The organism is Sphingobium psychrophilum (assembly GCF_012927105.1).
Lineage (GTDB): Bacteria > Pseudomonadota > Alphaproteobacteria > Sphingomonadales > Sphingomonadaceae > Sphingobium > Sphingobium psychrophilum.
The window spans coordinates 271,058-286,464 of record NZ_JABBFV010000003.1 but is presented as its reverse complement, the minus strand read 5'-3'; the positions used below and the strand labels follow the sequence as shown (position 1 = coordinate 286,464).

General features: G+C 65.5%; 19 protein-coding genes. 9 read left to right on the top strand and 10 right to left on the bottom strand.

Features of this window, described 5'->3' with window-relative positions; translation table 11 throughout:
- Positions 1-191: 191 nt before the first annotated feature.
- The 4 genes from HHL08_RS06415 (at position 192) to HHL08_RS06400 (ending at position 2,029) form a co-directional block, all read left to right on the top strand.
- Entirely contained in the window at positions 192-683 is a 492-nt protein-coding gene (locus HHL08_RS06415) for a LuxR C-terminal-related transcriptional regulator (RefSeq protein WP_169571644.1), read from the top strand.
- Positions 684-752: 69 nt separating this feature from the next.
- Positions 753-1,097, top strand: coding sequence for a hypothetical protein (locus tag HHL08_RS06410; protein ID WP_169571643.1), 345 nt, complete (start codon positions 753-755; stop codon positions 1,095-1,097).
- 61 nt (positions 1,098-1,158) lie between these two features.
- Complete coding sequence (locus HHL08_RS06405; protein WP_169571642.1) at positions 1,159-1,578, top strand: hypothetical protein; 420 nt, start codon at positions 1,159-1,161, stop codon at positions 1,576-1,578.
- Positions 1,556-2,029, top strand: coding sequence for an ArsR family transcriptional regulator (locus tag HHL08_RS06400; protein ID WP_169571641.1), 474 nt, complete (start codon positions 1,556-1,558; stop codon positions 2,027-2,029). Before HHL08_RS06405 ends, HHL08_RS06400 begins: the two co-directional genes overlap by 23 nt.
- 18 nt (positions 2,030-2,047) lie before the next feature.
- Here HHL08_RS06400 and HHL08_RS06395 read toward each other — a convergent pair whose 3' ends face one another.
- From HHL08_RS06395 to HHL08_RS06385, 3 genes are read right to left on the bottom strand one after another with little or no spacing between them, the layout of a single operon-like run.
- On the bottom strand, positions 2,048-3,382 hold the full coding sequence (locus HHL08_RS06395) for an ATP-binding protein (RefSeq protein ID WP_328804583.1): 1,335 nt from the start codon (positions 3,380-3,382) through the stop codon (positions 2,048-2,050).
- Positions 3,379-4,146 carry a response regulator gene (locus HHL08_RS06390; RefSeq protein WP_169571640.1) on the bottom strand — a complete coding sequence of 256 codons (768 nt, stop codon included), beginning with the start codon at positions 4,144-4,146 and terminating at the stop codon, positions 3,379-3,381. Before HHL08_RS06390 ends, HHL08_RS06395 begins: the two co-directional genes overlap by 4 nt.
- Positions 4,147-4,162: 16 nt before the next feature.
- A complete protein-coding gene (locus HHL08_RS06385) occupies positions 4,163-5,056 on the bottom strand; it encodes a peptidase associated/transthyretin-like domain-containing protein (RefSeq protein WP_169571639.1) in 894 nt (297 codons plus the stop codon).
- 171 nt (positions 5,057-5,227) lie between these two features.
- On the opposite strand from HHL08_RS06385, the gene HHL08_RS06380 reads away from it, so the two are divergent.
- From HHL08_RS06380 to HHL08_RS06370, 3 genes are all read left to right on the top strand, one after another.
- The gene (locus HHL08_RS06380) at positions 5,228-6,550 is read left to right on the top strand and encodes a NupC/NupG family nucleoside CNT transporter (RefSeq protein ID WP_169571638.1); all 1,323 of its coding nucleotides are present in this window, start codon (positions 5,228-5,230) and stop codon (positions 6,548-6,550) included.
- A gap of 67 nt (positions 6,551-6,617) precedes the next feature.
- Complete coding sequence (locus HHL08_RS06375) at positions 6,618-7,664, top strand: DUF1176 domain-containing protein (protein WP_169571637.1); 1,047 nt, start codon at positions 6,618-6,620, stop codon at positions 7,662-7,664.
- A gap of 87 nt (positions 7,665-7,751) precedes the next feature.
- Entirely contained in the window at positions 7,752-8,459 is a 708-nt protein-coding gene (locus HHL08_RS06370; protein WP_169571636.1) for an HAD family hydrolase, read from the top strand.
- Here the strand turns inward: HHL08_RS06370 and egtD are convergent.
- The 6 genes from egtD to gluQRS all read right to left on the bottom strand — a co-directional run bounded on the left by egtD (position 8,456) and on the right by gluQRS (position 13,646).
- Positions 8,456-9,415, bottom strand: coding sequence for an L-histidine N(alpha)-methyltransferase (gene egtD, locus HHL08_RS06365; RefSeq protein WP_169571635.1), 960 nt, complete (start codon positions 9,413-9,415; stop codon positions 8,456-8,458). The two genes, HHL08_RS06370 and egtD, sit on opposite strands and share 4 nt — an antisense overlap.
- A 5-nt stretch (positions 9,416-9,420) precedes the next feature.
- Positions 9,421-10,689, bottom strand: a complete 1,269-nt coding sequence (egtB, locus tag HHL08_RS06360) for an ergothioneine biosynthesis protein EgtB (protein WP_169571634.1) — start codon at positions 10,687-10,689, stop codon at positions 9,421-9,423.
- Positions 10,690-10,781: 92 nt separating this feature from the next.
- Entirely contained in the window at positions 10,782-11,633 is an 852-nt protein-coding gene (locus tag HHL08_RS06355; RefSeq protein ID WP_169571633.1) for a GGDEF domain-containing protein, read from the bottom strand.
- A 120-nt stretch (positions 11,634-11,753) separates the two neighbouring features.
- Complete coding sequence (locus HHL08_RS06350; RefSeq protein WP_169571632.1) at positions 11,754-12,323, bottom strand: cob(I)yrinic acid a,c-diamide adenosyltransferase; 570 nt, start codon at positions 12,321-12,323, stop codon at positions 11,754-11,756.
- A gap of 177 nt (positions 12,324-12,500) precedes the next feature.
- Positions 12,501-12,734 (bottom strand): twin transmembrane helix small protein, encoded by a 234-nt coding sequence (locus HHL08_RS06345; RefSeq protein WP_169571631.1) that lies wholly within the window; start codon positions 12,732-12,734, stop codon positions 12,501-12,503.
- Positions 12,735-12,743: 9 nt separating this feature from the next.
- Positions 12,744-13,646: a tRNA glutamyl-Q(34) synthetase GluQRS gene (gene gluQRS, locus HHL08_RS06340; protein ID WP_169571630.1), complete on the bottom strand. Its 903-nt coding sequence runs from the start codon at positions 13,644-13,646 to the stop codon at positions 12,744-12,746.
- Positions 13,647-13,741: 95 nt separating this feature from the next.
- Between gluQRS and HHL08_RS06335 the strand changes: the two genes are divergently transcribed.
- On the top strand, positions 13,742-14,308 hold the full coding sequence (locus tag HHL08_RS06335) for an HNH endonuclease (protein ID WP_169571629.1): 567 nt from the start codon (positions 13,742-13,744) through the stop codon (positions 14,306-14,308).
- Positions 14,305-14,574: a hypothetical protein gene (locus HHL08_RS06330; RefSeq protein WP_169571628.1), complete on the top strand. Its 270-nt coding sequence runs from the start codon at positions 14,305-14,307 to the stop codon at positions 14,572-14,574. The genes HHL08_RS06335 and HHL08_RS06330 overlap by 4 nt, the downstream gene beginning before the upstream one ends.
- Position 14,575: 1 nt before the next feature.
- Here HHL08_RS06330 and HHL08_RS06325 read toward each other — a convergent pair whose 3' ends face one another.
- The gene (locus tag HHL08_RS06325; protein ID WP_328804582.1) at positions 14,576-15,307 is read right to left on the bottom strand and encodes a Crp/Fnr family transcriptional regulator; all 732 of its coding nucleotides are present in this window, start codon (positions 15,305-15,307) and stop codon (positions 14,576-14,578) included.
- Positions 15,308-15,407 lie beyond the last annotated feature (100 nt).

Sequence of the window (15,407 nt, the reverse complement as noted above, 5' to 3'; positions counted from 1 at the left end):
CGGACATGTGAGTCGGGGGCGGACGTTCCGCCGCCCATCCGCATTGCATCCCTGCATCCTGTCGTGTCACTTTAGGGTCCGGTGCAAACCGAATCGCAACCTTCTATGGTGAATGAAGATGTGGGTGGCTGAGCCTTCCCGTCCGGTCGTTCGTTGAACCGGCAGGCGGCTCACGCAGGAGGAATGATGAAGTGGCGGAAACCCTTCCGGCCTTGAGCGAGGGGGAAAAGCAGTGTCTGCGGCTGGTGGCGCAGGGCTTCAATTCCAAGGAAATCGCACGTCAGCTCCGCGTGTCGGAGCATACGGTCGATCAGCGTGTCCGCACCAGCCTGCGCAAATTCGGTGTGCCGTCGCGCAAGGAGGCCGCCCGCCTATTCGTTTCGGTTGATCAACGATCGCCCCAAAGTGACACATATCAGCCTTTGATATATCAGCCGGAGCCGCTTGCCTCCGGCCCCGAACCTGCGTCATCCCTTGGTCAGCCGGACAAGCCGGATGAGGAGACGGAGCGCCCTACGCTCCTGCGCCGCATCCTCGCCTTCGGCCCGCCGCTAGGGGGATCGACCAATGAACTGAGCATTGATGGCCGCATATTGGCGATGATCCGGGCCGCTGTCCTGACCGGGGTTGGTGTCGTCGCTTTGCTGCTGCTCATTCGCGGGGCCTTCACGGTCCTGGGCTGATCTTTCCCAAATCGCCATGCTGAACACGCACCGCTCGGTGAAACGAGCGTCGTGCGAAGGAGATGACTTGTGCTCAACCTCGATTCCACCAAGACCCAGGCCGTCGCCGACCAGACTCGCCAGGCCTTTGCCGCGCTGGACAATGCACTGGTCGACGCCGCGCAGCTGACCGCCGCCTTCCTCACCGCGTCGCAGGGATCGGGGCTGACCGCCAGCGAGAGCCAGCGTATCCTCAAGCAGATCCACGACAGCGCGACCAAGATCATCGAGGGCCGCAGCGACATGGTCCGCGCCACCGCGCTGCTGACCCGCTGCATCGAACGCAGCCAGCATGAGGTGACGGCCTTTGGCTGCCCCATCGGCCTGGAACTCGAACAGCGCGAAACCGCGCGTCACCTGACCCTGGTCGCCTGATCGGGGTGAAAGCCGTCGGCATCTGTATGACCATTGTTCTCCCTCTCAATCGGAAATGCGGATGCTGGCGGCTTTCTTCTGGCTTTTGATGCTCATGACCTGCGCCTTCGCCGTGTGTTTCGGCGGGCGCGAAGGGCGGCTGCTGGTGGTGATTTCGGTCATAGCGGCGCTGCTTAGCATCCCGGCGCAACTCGCCGGGACATGGCACGCCACCCAATATTGGCTGCTGGTCGTGGATATGGCGACCTTTGCGGCGTTGCTGTGGCTGATGCTGCGCAGCAATCGCTATTGGCCGATCTGGGTCGCCGCCTGCCAACTGATGACGGTGCTGACTCATGTCGTCACCCTGTTGCGGCCCGATTTTCCGGACATGATCTATGCGGGCCTCAGCACGGTCTGGGTGATCCCGCTGATGCTGTTCGCCATCATCGGCATCGAACTCGACCGGAAGGCGTCGCATGACCGTGCATATCCCGCCTGACCGCCACATGCCGAGTCAGGAGGCGGTCGACCTAGTGGTCGCGCTGCAACGATGCCTGACCAATTTTCACGCCCGGCAGGAAGAGCCGGCGATACTGGACGGCGAGGGGAACGACCAGCGACCCGCGCTGGCCCGCTATGTCGAAGCGCGGCGGATGCGCTCAACGCTGTTCGGGCATGATCTGTTCGCCGATCCGGCCTGGGACATATTGCTGCTGCTGTATCAGGCGGAACTGGAGGGCGGCGGGCTGACGCTGGAGCAGTTGAGCGAGACGCTGCGCTTGTCGCTAAGCGTCGTCGTCGGCCAGGTCGGGGTGATGGAACGGCGCGGCCTTCTGGATGAACATCGCAGTTCGCCCAGCAGCCGGCGTCGCCGCGCGATCCGCCTGTCGCCATTGGCGGTGGATGCGATGGCGTCCTGGGCCTCGCTCGCCTTCGACGGCGGCGACTGATCGGCGACTCCGTCGGGTTCAGCGTTCCAGGGGCAGGGTGATGCTGGCCCGTAATCCGCTGGTGCCGCCGGCGCGGTTGGCGAAGGCCAGTGCGCCGCCATGGCTGTCCGCAATCCGCCGCGCGATGGAGAGGCCCAGGCCCACGCCGCCCGTCTCCCGGTTACGCGATGCTTCGCCGCGATAGAAAGGCTCACACAGCCGCTCGATCGCGACATCGGGCACGCCCGGCCCGTCATCCTCGACCGCCACCGTCACGCGCTCATCCGCCACTGTCATCGCGATTCGGGCCGATCCGCCATAGCGCACCGCATTTTCGACCAGATTGGCGATGCAGCGGCGCAGCGCCACCGCGTCGCCGCGCACCACCGCGCGGCTGCTATGCGTCACCGCCACATCCTGCCCCATATCGGCCAGGTCGTCGGCCAGCGTCTCGATGATGGCGGACAGGTCGATGCGCACCCGCGCCGCGCCCTCGCCCTGGCCGCGCATGAAATCGAGCAGGTCGGTGACCATTGCGCGCATTTCCTGCACATCCGCCTGCGCCTTGGCGCGCGGCCCGTCGGGCAGCGCCTCCAGCCGGAACGACAGGCGGGTCATGGGCGTGCGCAGATCATGCGCGATCGCGACCAGCATCGCCGTGCGTTCGTTCAGATAATCGGCGATTCGCGCGCGCATATGATTATAGGCCGCGCCGACCGCGCGCACCTCCGGCGGGCCGGTCAGCGGCAGCGGGTCCGCGCGTTCGGGCCGCTCGGTCGCCGCGCCGTCGGCCAATTGCCGGATCGGCTGGGTAATGCGCCGCGCCACCCAATAAGCAGGCAGCAGCAGCAGGATGAAGATGCCCGCCATCAGCGACAGGGTGATGGCGTACCAGCGCCCGTTCGCCCCCTGCCGCGCCTGCACCACCTGCCAGCCGCCCGTTGTGCGCCTCGCCAGCAGGAATGCGCCATGCAGCATCGTGCCGTCAGGACCGAAATTAGGCCGTGGCCAGACCTTCCGATCGGGATCAGCCATCCGCATCGGTGGCAGTTCGCGCATCAGGCGGACGTCGGTCGGGCGCACACCCAGCAGCGCGGCGACCTGCGCGGCGGCGCGCCGGTCCTCCATCTGTCCCGGCTCGACCAGCGGTGCGGGATCGGACTGATAGCGCGCTACCGTCCAACTACCGGCCGGGGCCGCTGCGCCCTGCAACAAGGCAGCGGCCTCGCCCAGCATCATCGGCCGGCTGTGCGGCGGCGGCCCGCGAAAGGCGACCAGCATCATAGCGCCCAGCGCCAGCAGCAGGGTGGCCGCGACCAGCGCGACGATCCGGGTGAGGATCGACGGGTTCAGGCGGTCCAGGCGCGGGTTCACGCCGGGCGGACCTCGGCGGTGAACATATAGCCTTCGTTACGGATGGTGCGGACCAGTTCGTCCCCGCCGTCGGCCCGCGCGCCGCGCTCCAGCTTGCGCCGCAATCGGCTGACCTGCACGTCGATCGCCCGGTCATAGCTTTCGCTCTCATTGCCCGCCGAATAGTCGAGCAACTGGTCGCGGCTCAGCACCCGGCGGGGATGGTCGATGAAGGCGCGCAGAAGCCGGAACTCGCCATCGGTCAGGGTGACGACCACATTGTCGGGATCGGTCAGCAACCGCCCGGTCATGTCGACATGCCAGCCGGCGAAGCGCAGCTTCCTGCCGCTCGGCTCGGCCGTCTCCGCCACCTGTCGCCGGTGACGGCGCAGGACGGTGCGGACGCGGGCGAGCAGTTCGCGCGGATTGCACGGCTTGGGCAGATAATCCTCCGCCCCCATTTCCAGCCCGACGATCCGGTCGATGTCGCTGCCGATCGCCGACAACATGATGACCGGCAGGCCGCCGCGCGCCGACAGCCGCCGCAGGATCGACAGCCCGTCCTCGCCCGGCATCATCACGTCGAGCACCGCGATATCGAAATCCTGCGCCGCCAGGACATCGTCCATGGCCGCGCCATCGGCCACCGCGGTTACGGCAAAGCCGTGCTGCTCCAGAAAATCCGACAGCAGCGTGCGGATGTCCGCATCATCGTCGACCACCAATATGCGCGAACCATCCATGGGCGCCAGCATATCGGCGGAATGCGCCTCCTGCAAAGTCATCTACACGCTGCTCCGATCAAATCGCCAGGCCGACCGTTACCGCGCCGGTATAGCCGTTGGTGACGTCGCCGGTCATTGTCGGCGTCATCGCTGTCACCTGCGCTGTCGTATTGTCGCCGAACACATTGTCGCTGCCGGTCGATATGCTGGCGAAATTGCTCTTGCTGCTGGCATAGCCGCTGGTGGCGTAAACCGTGGTGCAGGCATCGGCCGGCATGGCGAATTGCGACGTCAGCACGCGATTGGCGTAGCTGGTGGCGCGGGCCAGGCTCGGATAGACTTCGAAATGGATATGCGGATAGCGCCCGTCATAACAGCCGGGGAAGATGCTGGTGAAGGTCACCTGCCCATTGGCGTCGGTCACGCCCACGCCGCGGAGGTAATTTTCGCCCGGCACGGTGTAGAGCGAATAAAGCCCGTCACGGGTGCAGTGCCAGAGATACACGGCATAGCCCTCCAGCGTCGCGCAACTGCTGTTGACGTTGACGACGGTGATGGTCAGTTCCATCGTGATGCCCGCCGCGGTGCCGCTGGACGATCCGAAGCTGGACCGGATGTCGGTCCGAACGATGCCGGTGTCGTCCAGCACATTGACCACGCTGCCGTTGCTGCTGTTGGACCCGTCGGCCGGATAGGGGCCGTTGGTTTCGGTCGGATCGGCGACGCAGGTGCCGGTGGGTGTCGGCGTAGGAGTTGGTGTGGGCGCAGGGGTAGGAGTCGGCGTTGGCGTCGCGGTCGATCCGCTCGACGATCCCGATCCGCCGCCACATGCCCCGATGAGCGCCGCGCCGCTCGCCGAAAACAGCAGCCGCAAGGTGCGCCGCCGTCCGATGCTCTCCCGCGCCAGCGTGCGCATCTGTTCCAGGTCGTGCATCAACCCATGGTCGTGCGCGTCATCATGTCCGGCCATCTACCCTGTCCCTCTTGTCTTGTTGCTCAAAGACCCTCGGGATCGTCCCTAATCGCGGCATGTCTCCGGCCAATTGCCCAATGTAGCGGCTTTGTAGCCGTCAAACGCTCTGGCCTCCCCGCGACATGGCCCATATAGTCGCAGGGTTTGTCCTCCACGCGAAAGCGCTTCATGCATCTTCTCATCGGCCTTGCCGGCATTCTCCTGATCCTCGCCATCGCTTTCGCTCTTTCGTCGGATCGTCGCGCCATCAAGCCGCGGGTGGTGGGCGCGGCCTTCCTGTTGCAGGCGGGGATCGCCCTGCTGGTGCTCTATGTGCCCGCTGGGCGCGGCATCATCGCTGGCATGTCGCGCGGGGTCGCCAACCTGCTGGGCTATGCGCAGGCGGGGACCGACTTCATCTTCGGCCCGCTCGCCAGGCCTGACATCGGCGGGGCCAGCTTCGCCATCGCGGCGCTGCCGGTCATCATCTTCTTCGCCAGCCTGGTGTCGATCCTCTATTATCTGGGGATCATGCAGTTCATCGTCCGCTGGGTCGGCGGCGCGATCGAATGGGTGACGGGCGTGTCGAAGGTGGAAAGCCTGTGCGCGGCCGCCAACATCTTCGTGGGCCAAAGCGAAAGCCCGCTCGTCATCCGTCCCTATCTCGCCGGCCTCACCCCGCCGCAACTATTCGCGGTGATGACCAGCGGCATGGCGGGCGTGGCGGGTACCATCCTGGCCGCCTATGCGTCGATGGGGATCAAGATCGACTATCTGCTCGCGGCCAGCTTCATGGCGGCCCCCGGTGGGCTGTTGATGGCCAAGATCATGATGCCCGACCCGCGCGTGCCGGTGCAGGGCGAATTGCCGCTGGGCGACCATCCCGACCTACTCCTGCCCGAAACGCGGATCAGCGGCGCAGGCCCCGCCGCGCTGCTGCCCGAAGGCACGCCGGGCGAACCCATGCCGCAGGCCAGCCATGACGAGGAAAAGCCCGCCAACCTCATCATGGCCGCGGCGCAGGGTGCGCAGACAGGTGTCAAACTCGCCGTCGCAGTCGGCGCCATGGTGCTGGCCTTCGTCGCGCTGGTGGCGCTCGCCAACGGCATATTGGGTGGCATCGGCGCATGGTTCGGTTATCCCACGCTCAGCTTCCAGATGCTGCTCGGCTATGTGTTCCAGCCGGTCATGTATCTGCTCAACATCCCCTGGGCCGAAGCGCAGGTGGCGGGCGGCCTGTTCGGGACGAAGGTCGTGCTCAACGAATTCGTCGCCTATATCAACCTTGGCCAGGTGCAGGGCGCGCTGTCGCCCGCGACCATCGCCATCATCACTTTTGCCCTATGTGGTTTCGCAAATTTCAGCTCGATCGCGATCCAGATGGCGGTGACCGGTAACCTTGCCCCCAATCAGCGGCCGATGATCGCGAAGCTGGGGCTGAAGGCGCTGGTCGCCGGCAGCCTCGCCAATCTGATGAGCGCGGCGCTGGCAGGACTGATGCTCAGCCTGTGATGTCGATCAAGTCGGCATCGTAACGGAAACGCTACCGCTGCCGATGCAAATCGGTTATGGTTAACCCATGGGGGCAAAACATTATTTCATGGTCGCTCTGGCGGCCCTGGGCTGGTCGGGGATGGGGGCTGCGCAAGCGCCCAAGCCTGGCGCATTGGAAACCTATAAGGACTGGACCATCGGCTGCGACAATCGCAACCGCTGTGAAACCGTGTCGCTGTTGCCCGAAGGCGGCGAGTGGCCGGACAGTCCGTTGATGGTCGGTATCGTGCGCGACGCCGGGCCGGATGCTGCGACGGACGTGTGGGTCAGCCGCGACGCCAAAGGCGGGGGCGAGATCAGCTTCCATGTCGATGGCCGTCGGATCGCCAGCGCGATGAGCCGGGACGGCGACGCCACCATCAGAGGGCCTCAGGCCGCCGCGCTGGCGATCGCCATGGCGCGCGGCAATGCGCTGGAACTGCGGCTGGGCAATCGGTCGCTCGGCAAGCCGTCGCTGGCCGGGTCAGGGGCGGCATTGCGCTATATGGATGCGCGGCAGGGGCGGGCTGGAACAAGCACCGCGCTGGTCGCCACCGGGCCGCTCGGCCCGCTCGCTGTGCGCGCCGCGCCGCCACCGCCGATCATCCGCCGTGCGCCCCTGCCAACTGCGACCGCGCCTGCGGCCTTGTGGCGGGAGGAACTGACCGCGCTCGGCAAATTTACCCGTTGCACGGAAGAGATGAAGGGCGCGGAGCCGCCTCAGCTTTACCGGCTGTCGCGCACCGAAACGCTGATTCTGGTCCCCTGCGGCAGCGGTGCCTATAATTTCACGTCGGTCCCGGTAATCGCGACCGGAGAAGCTGGCCGCCGCGCCTTCCGTCTCGCCAGCTTCGACCTTAAGCCCGGCTGGAGCGAGGAGGAGGCCCGGCCGATGCTGGTCAATGTGGGCTGGACCGCCGACAAGTTGCGGCTCGACAGTTTCGCCAAGGGGCGTGGGCTGGGCGATTGCGGCGGCAGCGAAACCTATGTCTGGGACGGCACCCGCTTCCGCCTGACCGAAGCCACCAGCATGGGCGAATGTCGCGGCGCGTGGCACTGGATCAGGACATGGTCGGCGCAGGTGGCGGAATAGACCTATCATCGGCAGGGTAATATATCGCGCAACCGCCGCGCCGCGCTTTGCAATGGAATTGGAACAGGACGCGGCCATATTGACGCCATGAGCCAGCCGTTACGCCAATCCACCTCCAAGACTTCCGCATCCAGCCTGCCAGACCCGATCCGCGCCGTCATCTTCGACATGGACGGCACGCTGCTCGATACCGAGGCGGCGCATCGCCGCGCCTTTGCGCAAACCGGCGAAGCGATCGGCTGGCCGATGGCGGACGATCTGCTGCTGTCGATGGTCGGCATCCACCGCGACGAAAATGAGCGGATGTTGGCCGCGCATCTGGGACCGGACTTTCCGCTCGCCCGCTTCTACGCCGACAGCGACGCGCTGTTCGAGGCCGCGGTGGACGCCGGCATCCCCCTGCGCCCCGGTGCGCGGCTGATCCTCGATCATCTGGCGCAGGCGGGCATCCCCATGGCGCTCGCCACCTCCACCGCCGCGCCCTATGCACAGCAACGGCTGGAGAAGAGCGGCCTGCTCCATTATTTCGACGTGGTGGTGACGCGCACCGATGTCGACCGGCCCAAGCCGCACGCCGAGCCCTATCTGCTGGCGGCGCGCCTGCTGGGCGTCGATCTGGCGCATTGCGTCGCGGTGGAGGACAGCCATGTCGGCGTTCGCTCCGCTACGGCAGCAGGCATCGCGACGGTGATGGTCCCCGACCTGTTGCCGCCAACCGAAGAACTGACGCTGGCCTGCGCGCAGATATTGCCCAGCCTCACCGACTTGCGCGACCTGTTGCTGGCGACCGCCTAACCCGCCTCCGCCAGCACCAGCGCGAACAGCCCGTCATCGTCGGTCCATTCCGCGGCCGGCGCCCATCCGCCAGCGCGCAGCAGCAGCCGCCCGTCGCGCGCGCCATATTTATGGCTGCTTTCGGTATGGATGGTCTCGCCCGCGTCCATGTGGAAGGATCGGCCCGCGACCTGGAAATGGAGCGCACGCTGCGCCTCCAGATGCATTTCGATCCGCGCCTTTTCATCGTTCCAGATCGCGCGATGGGCAAAGCCGTCGATCGGCAGGTCGCCCTCCAGCTCGCGGTTGACCCGCTCGATGAGGTTCATGTTGAAGGCCGCAGTCACGCCCTGTGCATCGTCATAGGCCGCGATCAGCCGATCGCGATCCTTGATCCGGTCCATCCCGATCAGCAGCTTGGCCCCATCACCCAGCAACCGGCGCATCGCGCGCAGCAGGTCGACGGCGGCGTCCGGTTCCATATTGCCGATCGTCGATCCGGGGAAGAAACCCAGTCGCGGCATCCCCCCGATCGCGGTTGGCAGGGCCAGCGGCCGGTTGAAATCGCCCACGACCGGCAGCACCGGCAGGCCGGGAAAAGCCTCCGCCAACGCCGCGCTGCTCGTGTGCAGAAAGTCGCCGCTGATATCGATCGGCACATAGGCTGCGGGCGCGATCGCGCGCAGCAGATGCGGGGTCTTGCGCGAACTCCCCGCGCCAAATTCCACCACGGCCCGCCCTTCGCCCACCGCTGCGGCAAAATCCGCCCCATGGCGCGCCAGCAGCGCGGTTTCGGTGCGGGTGGGATAATATTCGGGCAGGTCAGTGATCGCTTCGAACAATTCCGAGCCGCGCCGGTCATAGAACCATATCGGCGGTGTCGCCTTGGGACTGCGCGACAGGCCGGTGACGATATCATGGCGGAAAGCCGGATCGATCGAACCAGCGATGTTGGCGGCGTCTTGGGTCAGCAGCATGGCGGTCAGAGATCCTTGGCCAGCCGTAGTCCGGTGAACTGCCAGCGCTGGTGGGGGTAAAAGAAATTGCGATAGCTGCCCCGCGCATGGCCGCGCGGGGTGGCGCAACTGCCGCCCTTCAGCACGAACTGGCCGGACATGAACTTGCCATTATATTCGCCGACCGCGCCCGGCGCGGCGCGAAAGCCGGGATGGGGGCGATAGGCGCTGCCGGTCCATTCCCACACGTCACCGAACATCTGCGTCAGCGCAGACCCGTCCTCTGCTGGCTTGGGCCGGGGGCAGGCGGGGCCGTCCAGCTGGTTGCCGCTGACCGCCGCGACATTCTGCGCCGCGCTTTCCCATTCGGCCTCGGTCGGCAATCGCGCCTCGGCCCAGCTGGCATAGGCGTCCGCTTCATACAGGCTGATATGGGTGACCGGCGCGGCCGGGTTCACCGGCTGGCGCCCGTCCAGGCCGAAGCGGGTCCAGCCCTGCTCGCTCTGCTTCCAGTAAAGCGGCGCTTCGATGCCTTCGCCCTGTACCCAACCCCATCCGTCCGACAGCCAGTGCGCCGCCGTGCGATAGCCGCCATCCTCGATGAAGGCGATCCATTCGCCATTGGTGACCGGCCGGTGCGCCAGTGCGTGCGGACGCAACACCGCCTTGTGTCGCGGCCCTTCGCAATCGAACGCGAAGCTACCCCGCCCGTCCTCGCCGATTTCGACCAGCCCTTCGCGCCCCTCGATCCAATGGAGCGGGCCGGGCAGATCGACCGGCGCGGCGCTGGGCGCGCCAAACAGCGCCGGCTCCAGCGGATTGAGCGACAACAGGTGCAGCAGGTCGGTCAGCAGCAATTCCTGATGCTGCTGCTCATGCTGCAACCCCAAAGTCACCAGCGCCCGCGCAGGTTGCTGCAGCATCCCCAGCGCACCAGTCAGCGCCGCATCCACATGGGCGCGATAGGCGCGGATTTCGGTCAGCGATGGGCGAGTGAGCATGCCGCGCATCTGGCGGGCGTGGCGCGCGCCCTCCGCCTCATAATAGCTGTTGAACAAAAAGGCGTAGCGCGGATCGAACGGCCGATATCCCGCCACATGGTCGCGCAGCACGAAAGTTTCCAAGAACCAGGTCACATGCGCCAGATGCCATTTGGCGGGCGATGCGTCGGGCATCGACTGGACCGTGGCGTCAGCGTCCGACAGTGGCGCAGTCAGAGCCTCGGTAAGGGCGCGGACGGCGCGATAGCGCTCTTCCAGGTCGTCCTGATGCGCCTCCGTCCAGCTTTTCGCCATGCCTGCCCTTTCCGATACGGTTGCGCCGCTCTCTTGCAGGGACAAGCGCATAAGCCCGCATGCGGTTCCGGACAGTGATCTTTAGGGCAGGATCACAGTTCCTGAAGGATCGGCGCGGCGCGGCAGACGCGGTCGCGGCCCGATTGCTTGGCTTCGTAGAGCGCATCGTCGGCGCGGCGCAGCGCAACGTCCAGGTCGCCGCCGGTCCAACGGCATACGCCGGCGGAAAAGCTGATTGGCCGGTCCTGCACGCGGCCGATCGGCTCGCTGCGCATCCGGCTGGCGATCCGCGCCAGCGACCAGCTCGCCTCATCCTCGATGCAATCCTGAAAGAAGATGGCGAATTCCTCGCCGCCCCAGCGCGCGACCATGTCGACGCGGCGGACCAGCGCAGACAGGCGGGTTGCGAAGGACGCCAGCACGCGATCGCCCTCCTCATGGCCCAGCAGGTCGTTGACCCGCTTGAAATAATCGATGTCGATGATGGCGATACAGCCCCGGCGACGATCGTCCGGCAGCGCGTCGATATGGGCCAGGAAGCCGCGCCGGTTGGCGATGCCGGTCAACGGGTCTTCGTGCGCGGCCTGATGCAGGTCGTCCATCCGCTCGCGCGTCACGCTGGCAGCGCGCTGCACCCCGGCATAGAGGGTGTGGATGACGTCGCCGACTTCTGGCAGGGCGGGCGCTTCGCCATCGCGGTGCAGCGTTTGCGCCAGCGCGTGAATGGGATTGAGCAACGCGCCGATGCCCAGCAGGGCGATGCCGGTGCCGACCACCGTGGCCAATGTCAGCAGGACGAATTCGGCGAGCGCGATCCGGCCGCTGGCGAAACCCCAGCCCAGATAGGCCAGCAGCGGCAGATGGGTAGCGATGAAGCAGAGGGTGAAGAGGCGCAGGCGCAGCGAGCGCGGAAAGATGAACGACGTGGCGAGGTAGAAATGCATGGCGGTCCCCGAATGGCGCGATTGGCCTGCACCGTCGGAAAAGCGTCTAAATGCGGCCTGAAGAAACAGGGTTAAGCCGATATTACCGGCTGGCCCGTGCAGGGGCCGAGTCGAGTGGAGTCAGCGCGACGCGCCCGGCACCCATTTGACGTCGCCTGCGCCATTGTCGTTCACCCGGCGCGCCAGCACGAACAGCAAATCCGACAAACGGTTGAGATAGGCCAGCGCCTGCCTATTGAGCGCCACCTCCACCGCGGCGGCGGTCGCGCTGCGTTCGGCCCGGCGCGTGATCGCACGGGCCAGGTGGATGGCGGCGGCGGCGGGCGAACCGCCCGGCAGGATGAAGCTGTCGAGCGGGGTCAGATCGTCGTTCATCGCATCGATCTGCTGCTCCAGCCGGGTCACCTGACTGGCGATGATGCGCAGCGCCCATGGTTCGTCGGCGCCGTCCGGAATGGGCGTCGCAAGATCGGCGCCCAGGTCGAACAGGTCGTTCTGGATGACGGTCAACCAGGCGGCTTCGTGCCGGTCGCCCATCGCGACGATGGCCAGCCCGATCGCGCTGTTCGCCTCATCGACGTCGCCCACGGCCTGCATCCGCGGCGCATATTTGGGCAGGCGCGATCCATCGACCAGGCCGGTCGTCCCGTCGTCCCCGGTCCGGGTGTAGATTTTGTTCAGCTTGACCATAGGGTCTTGTCACTCCCCGGTGCGACATATGTTGGACGAGATACCTCTAGAACCCCGTTCGCCCTGAGCCTGTCGAAGGGCTATTCTCGTTCAACAAAGGCGGGTTGCTCAAGAAAGGCTGGGGCTTCGACAGGCTCAGCCCGAACGGTTCTATTGTGCTGTGGCAGTCTTGATGCCTCAGCCATGCCCCTTGGCCATCAGCAGGATCGCCACGATGATGATCGCCGCGGCCTGGAACAGGATGCGATTCATCATCATCTTATTCTGTTTCAGGCTGGACGGCCGCACCACGCCTTCAGGCAGGTTCAGCTCTTCCTTCGTGGTCTGAAGAAAGGCGACGATGCCCCGGATCAGCGCGTACAGGGTCGCGGCCATGGCGAGGATCAGGGCGATGACGAGGATGGTGTTCATGGCCCGATGCTAGGCCTTTGCGAGACTGATGCCAATGGGAAAGCGCCCTGTCCGAAGGTGTAGCGCCAGCACGTCCGCCGCCATCCCCTGCGCGCGTAGGTCGGCCAGCGCGATCGACCCGCTGCGCTTGGCCAGGCGCTTGCCGTCCGGGCCGACCAGCAGCGGATGATGGACATAGGCGGGGCTTGGCAGGTCGAGCAACGCCTGGAGCAGTCGGTGGATGTCGGTCGCGCCGCGCAGGTCGTCGCCGCGCAGCACATGGGTCACGCCCATCGCCGCATCGTCCAGCGTGCAGGACAGATGATAGCTGGCCGGTGCATCCTTGCGCGCCAGCACGACGTCGCCATGGGCGAGGGGATGGGCCGCTACGTCGCGGTGGATATCCAGGTCGGGCGGGAAGGGGAGGTCTGTCCAAGTCAACGCCCCAACCCGCGCCACCGCTTCGCTCATGTCGATTCGCCAGGCATGAGCCTCCCCCGCACCGATCCGCCGCGCACGGTCCACCTCGCTCAAGCCCCGGCACGTCCCCGGATAGACCGGTCCCTCCGGTCCGTGCGGCGCGGTCAGGCTGGCCTGGATGTCGGCCCGCGTGCAGAAACAGGGATAGAGCAGTCCTTGCGCGCGCAACTTTTCCAGCGCTGCCTCATAAGCGTCCAGCCGCTGCGACTGGAAGACGAGATCGCCGTCCCATGCTACGCCCAGCCAGGTCAGGTCGGCTATGATGCCCGCGATATGATCGGGCCGACTCCGGGTGGCGTCTATATCCTCGATCCGCAGGCGAAAGGCGCCACCGGCCGCGCGGGCCATGTCATGTCCCATCAATGCCGACCAGCCATGGCCGACATGCAGCAACCCAGTGGGGCTGGGGGCGAAGCGGGTCACCATATGCGGTAGTGCGGCGGATAGAGTCATACAGGCTCTTGACGAGAGATATTCGTTAATGCTGTCATGCTCATGTCACGTTGTTGGTGGATCAGCGGCGTCGGCAAGGGGGTAGAAGCGTTTCTATGTACCATCCCGACCTTATACGGCATCCGGAAAACTGCCCGGCGCTTGTTCTCAATGCCGATTACACGCCGCTTAGCTATTATCCCTTGAGCCTCTGGCCTTGGCAGACCGCGATCAAGGCGGTGTTTCTGGACCGGGTGGACATCATCGCCAGCTATGAACGGCAGGTCCACAGCCCCAGCCTGGATATGAAGATCCCGTCGGTGATCGCGCTCAAACAATATGTGCGCCCGTCCGAACATCCCGCCTTCACCCGGTTCAACCTGTTCCTGCGCGACAAATTCTCCTGCCAATATTGCGGGACGACGAACGACCTGACTTTCGACCATGTCGTCCCGCGCCGCGCAGGCGGGCGCACTACCTGGGAAAATGTCGCCACCGCCTGTTCGCCCTGCAACCTCAAAAAGGGCGGGCGCACGCCCAAGCAGGCGGGGATGCGCCTGCATGTCGAACCGATCCGCCCGACCAGCTGGCATTTGCAGGAACATGGCCGTGCCTTCCCGCCGGGCTATCTCCACGAAAGCTGGCATGACTGGCTCTATTGGGATGTCGAGCTAATGGCGTGAGGGCGCGCGCGGCGCTGGCGGCGCTCCTGCTCCTGCTGCCAGGCGCGGCCTTCGCGCAGGAGGATCATTCGGCGCTCACCCGCGCCAAATATGTCCGCAACTGCCTGATGTGCCATAATCGCGCTGCGCCCGAAGGCGTATCGCCCGCGATCCTGGCCGGCCTGTATCCCGAACGCGACCTGCGTCCGGCGATGGCAATGCCCGGCGTCACCTGTTGGCGTCGCTGCGATCGCTGCTTCGCGCCCGATCGCAAGGGCGGCAAATAGCTCAGCTGACCGGCAACCAGTCCAGATCCATGTCCTTCATGCGATTGGTATAATGGCCAACCTCCTCCAGCCGCGCCACATCGTTCAGGATGATGCGCCCGTTGGAACGGCTGATCAGGCCTTCCTGCTCCATCTGCCGGATCATCCGGTTCACATGGACGGACGTCAGGCCGATGGAATCGCCAATCTCCTCCTGCGTCAGCTTCAGGTCGAAACTGTCGACGATGCTGTCGTCGGTGACACGCAGCCGGTCGAACATGTCGAGCAGGAAAGCGGCGACGCGCGCCTTGGCCGATGTGCGGCCCAGGGCGGCCAGCCGGTCGGTCATCGCCACCCGTTCGGCGTTGGACAACAGGAACAGCAACGCCGCGACCCGCGGCGATTCCTCCAGCAGCCGGCGCAGCGCCTGTTTGTCGAACGGGCACACGACCACGTCCGACAGGGCGACCAGCGATTCGGGCGCCTTGCTATAGATGGTGCTGGCCGATCCGATGAAATCGCCGGGGAAATAGACGCGCAGGATCTGACGACTGCCGTCGGGCAGGATGACGAAGCTCATCACCCGGCCTTCGCGTAGCACGAACAATTCCGTCACCGTGTCATTGACCCGCTGGATCATCCCGCCGCGCTTGATCTTGCGAGGATTTTCCTCAAGCCGGATCAATGCCTTCTTTTCCGCGTCGGACAGGGGCACCTGTTTTGCCAGCCTTTCCGCGAAACAGCTTGTAGCCACCCAATACACCTTTTTCCAATTGTCGTTACGATGGCAGAACGCCCCATGCGCCTTTTGGCTGCATTTTCAGGATGCGCACTAAACTCGATCAAGCCTGCCG

Bases quoted from the DNA above. Each gene is read 5' to 3' on its own strand.
- HHL08_RS06405 (WP_169571642.1), top strand. From the start codon at position 1,159: ATGCTGGCGGCTTTCTTCTGGCTTTTGATGCTCATGACCTGCGCCTTC.
- HHL08_RS06400 (WP_169571641.1), top strand. From the start codon at position 1,556: ATGACCGTGCATATCCCGCCTGACCGCCACATGCCGAGTCAGGAGGCG.
- HHL08_RS06390 (WP_169571640.1), bottom strand. From the start codon at position 4,146: ATGACTTTGCAGGAGGCGCATTCCGCCGATATGCTGGCGCCCATGGAT.
- HHL08_RS06385 (WP_169571639.1), bottom strand. From the start codon at position 5,056: ATGGCCGGACATGATGACGCGCACGACCATGGGTTGATGCACGACCTG.
- HHL08_RS06380 (WP_169571638.1), top strand. From the start codon at position 5,228: ATGCATCTTCTCATCGGCCTTGCCGGCATTCTCCTGATCCTCGCCATC.
- HHL08_RS06375 (WP_169571637.1), top strand. From the start codon at position 6,618: ATGGGGGCAAAACATTATTTCATGGTCGCTCTGGCGGCCCTGGGCTGG.
- HHL08_RS06370 (WP_169571636.1), top strand. From the start codon at position 7,752: ATGAGCCAGCCGTTACGCCAATCCACCTCCAAGACTTCCGCATCCAGC.
- egtD (WP_169571635.1), bottom strand. From the start codon at position 9,415: ATGCTGCTGACCCAAGACGCCGCCAACATCGCTGGTTCGATCGATCCG.
- egtB (WP_169571634.1), bottom strand. From the start codon at position 10,689: ATGGCGAAAAGCTGGACGGAGGCGCATCAGGACGACCTGGAAGAGCGC.
- HHL08_RS06355 (WP_169571633.1), bottom strand. From the start codon at position 11,633: ATGCATTTCTACCTCGCCACGTCGTTCATCTTTCCGCGCTCGCTGCGC.
- HHL08_RS06350 (WP_169571632.1), bottom strand. From the start codon at position 12,323: ATGGTCAAGCTGAACAAAATCTACACCCGGACCGGGGACGACGGGACG.
- HHL08_RS06345 (WP_169571631.1), bottom strand. From the start codon at position 12,734: ATGAACACCATCCTCGTCATCGCCCTGATCCTCGCCATGGCCGCGACC.
- gluQRS (WP_169571630.1), bottom strand. From the start codon at position 13,646: ATGACTCTATCCGCCGCACTACCGCATATGGTGACCCGCTTCGCCCCC.
- HHL08_RS06335 (WP_169571629.1), top strand. From the start codon at position 13,742: ATGTACCATCCCGACCTTATACGGCATCCGGAAAACTGCCCGGCGCTT.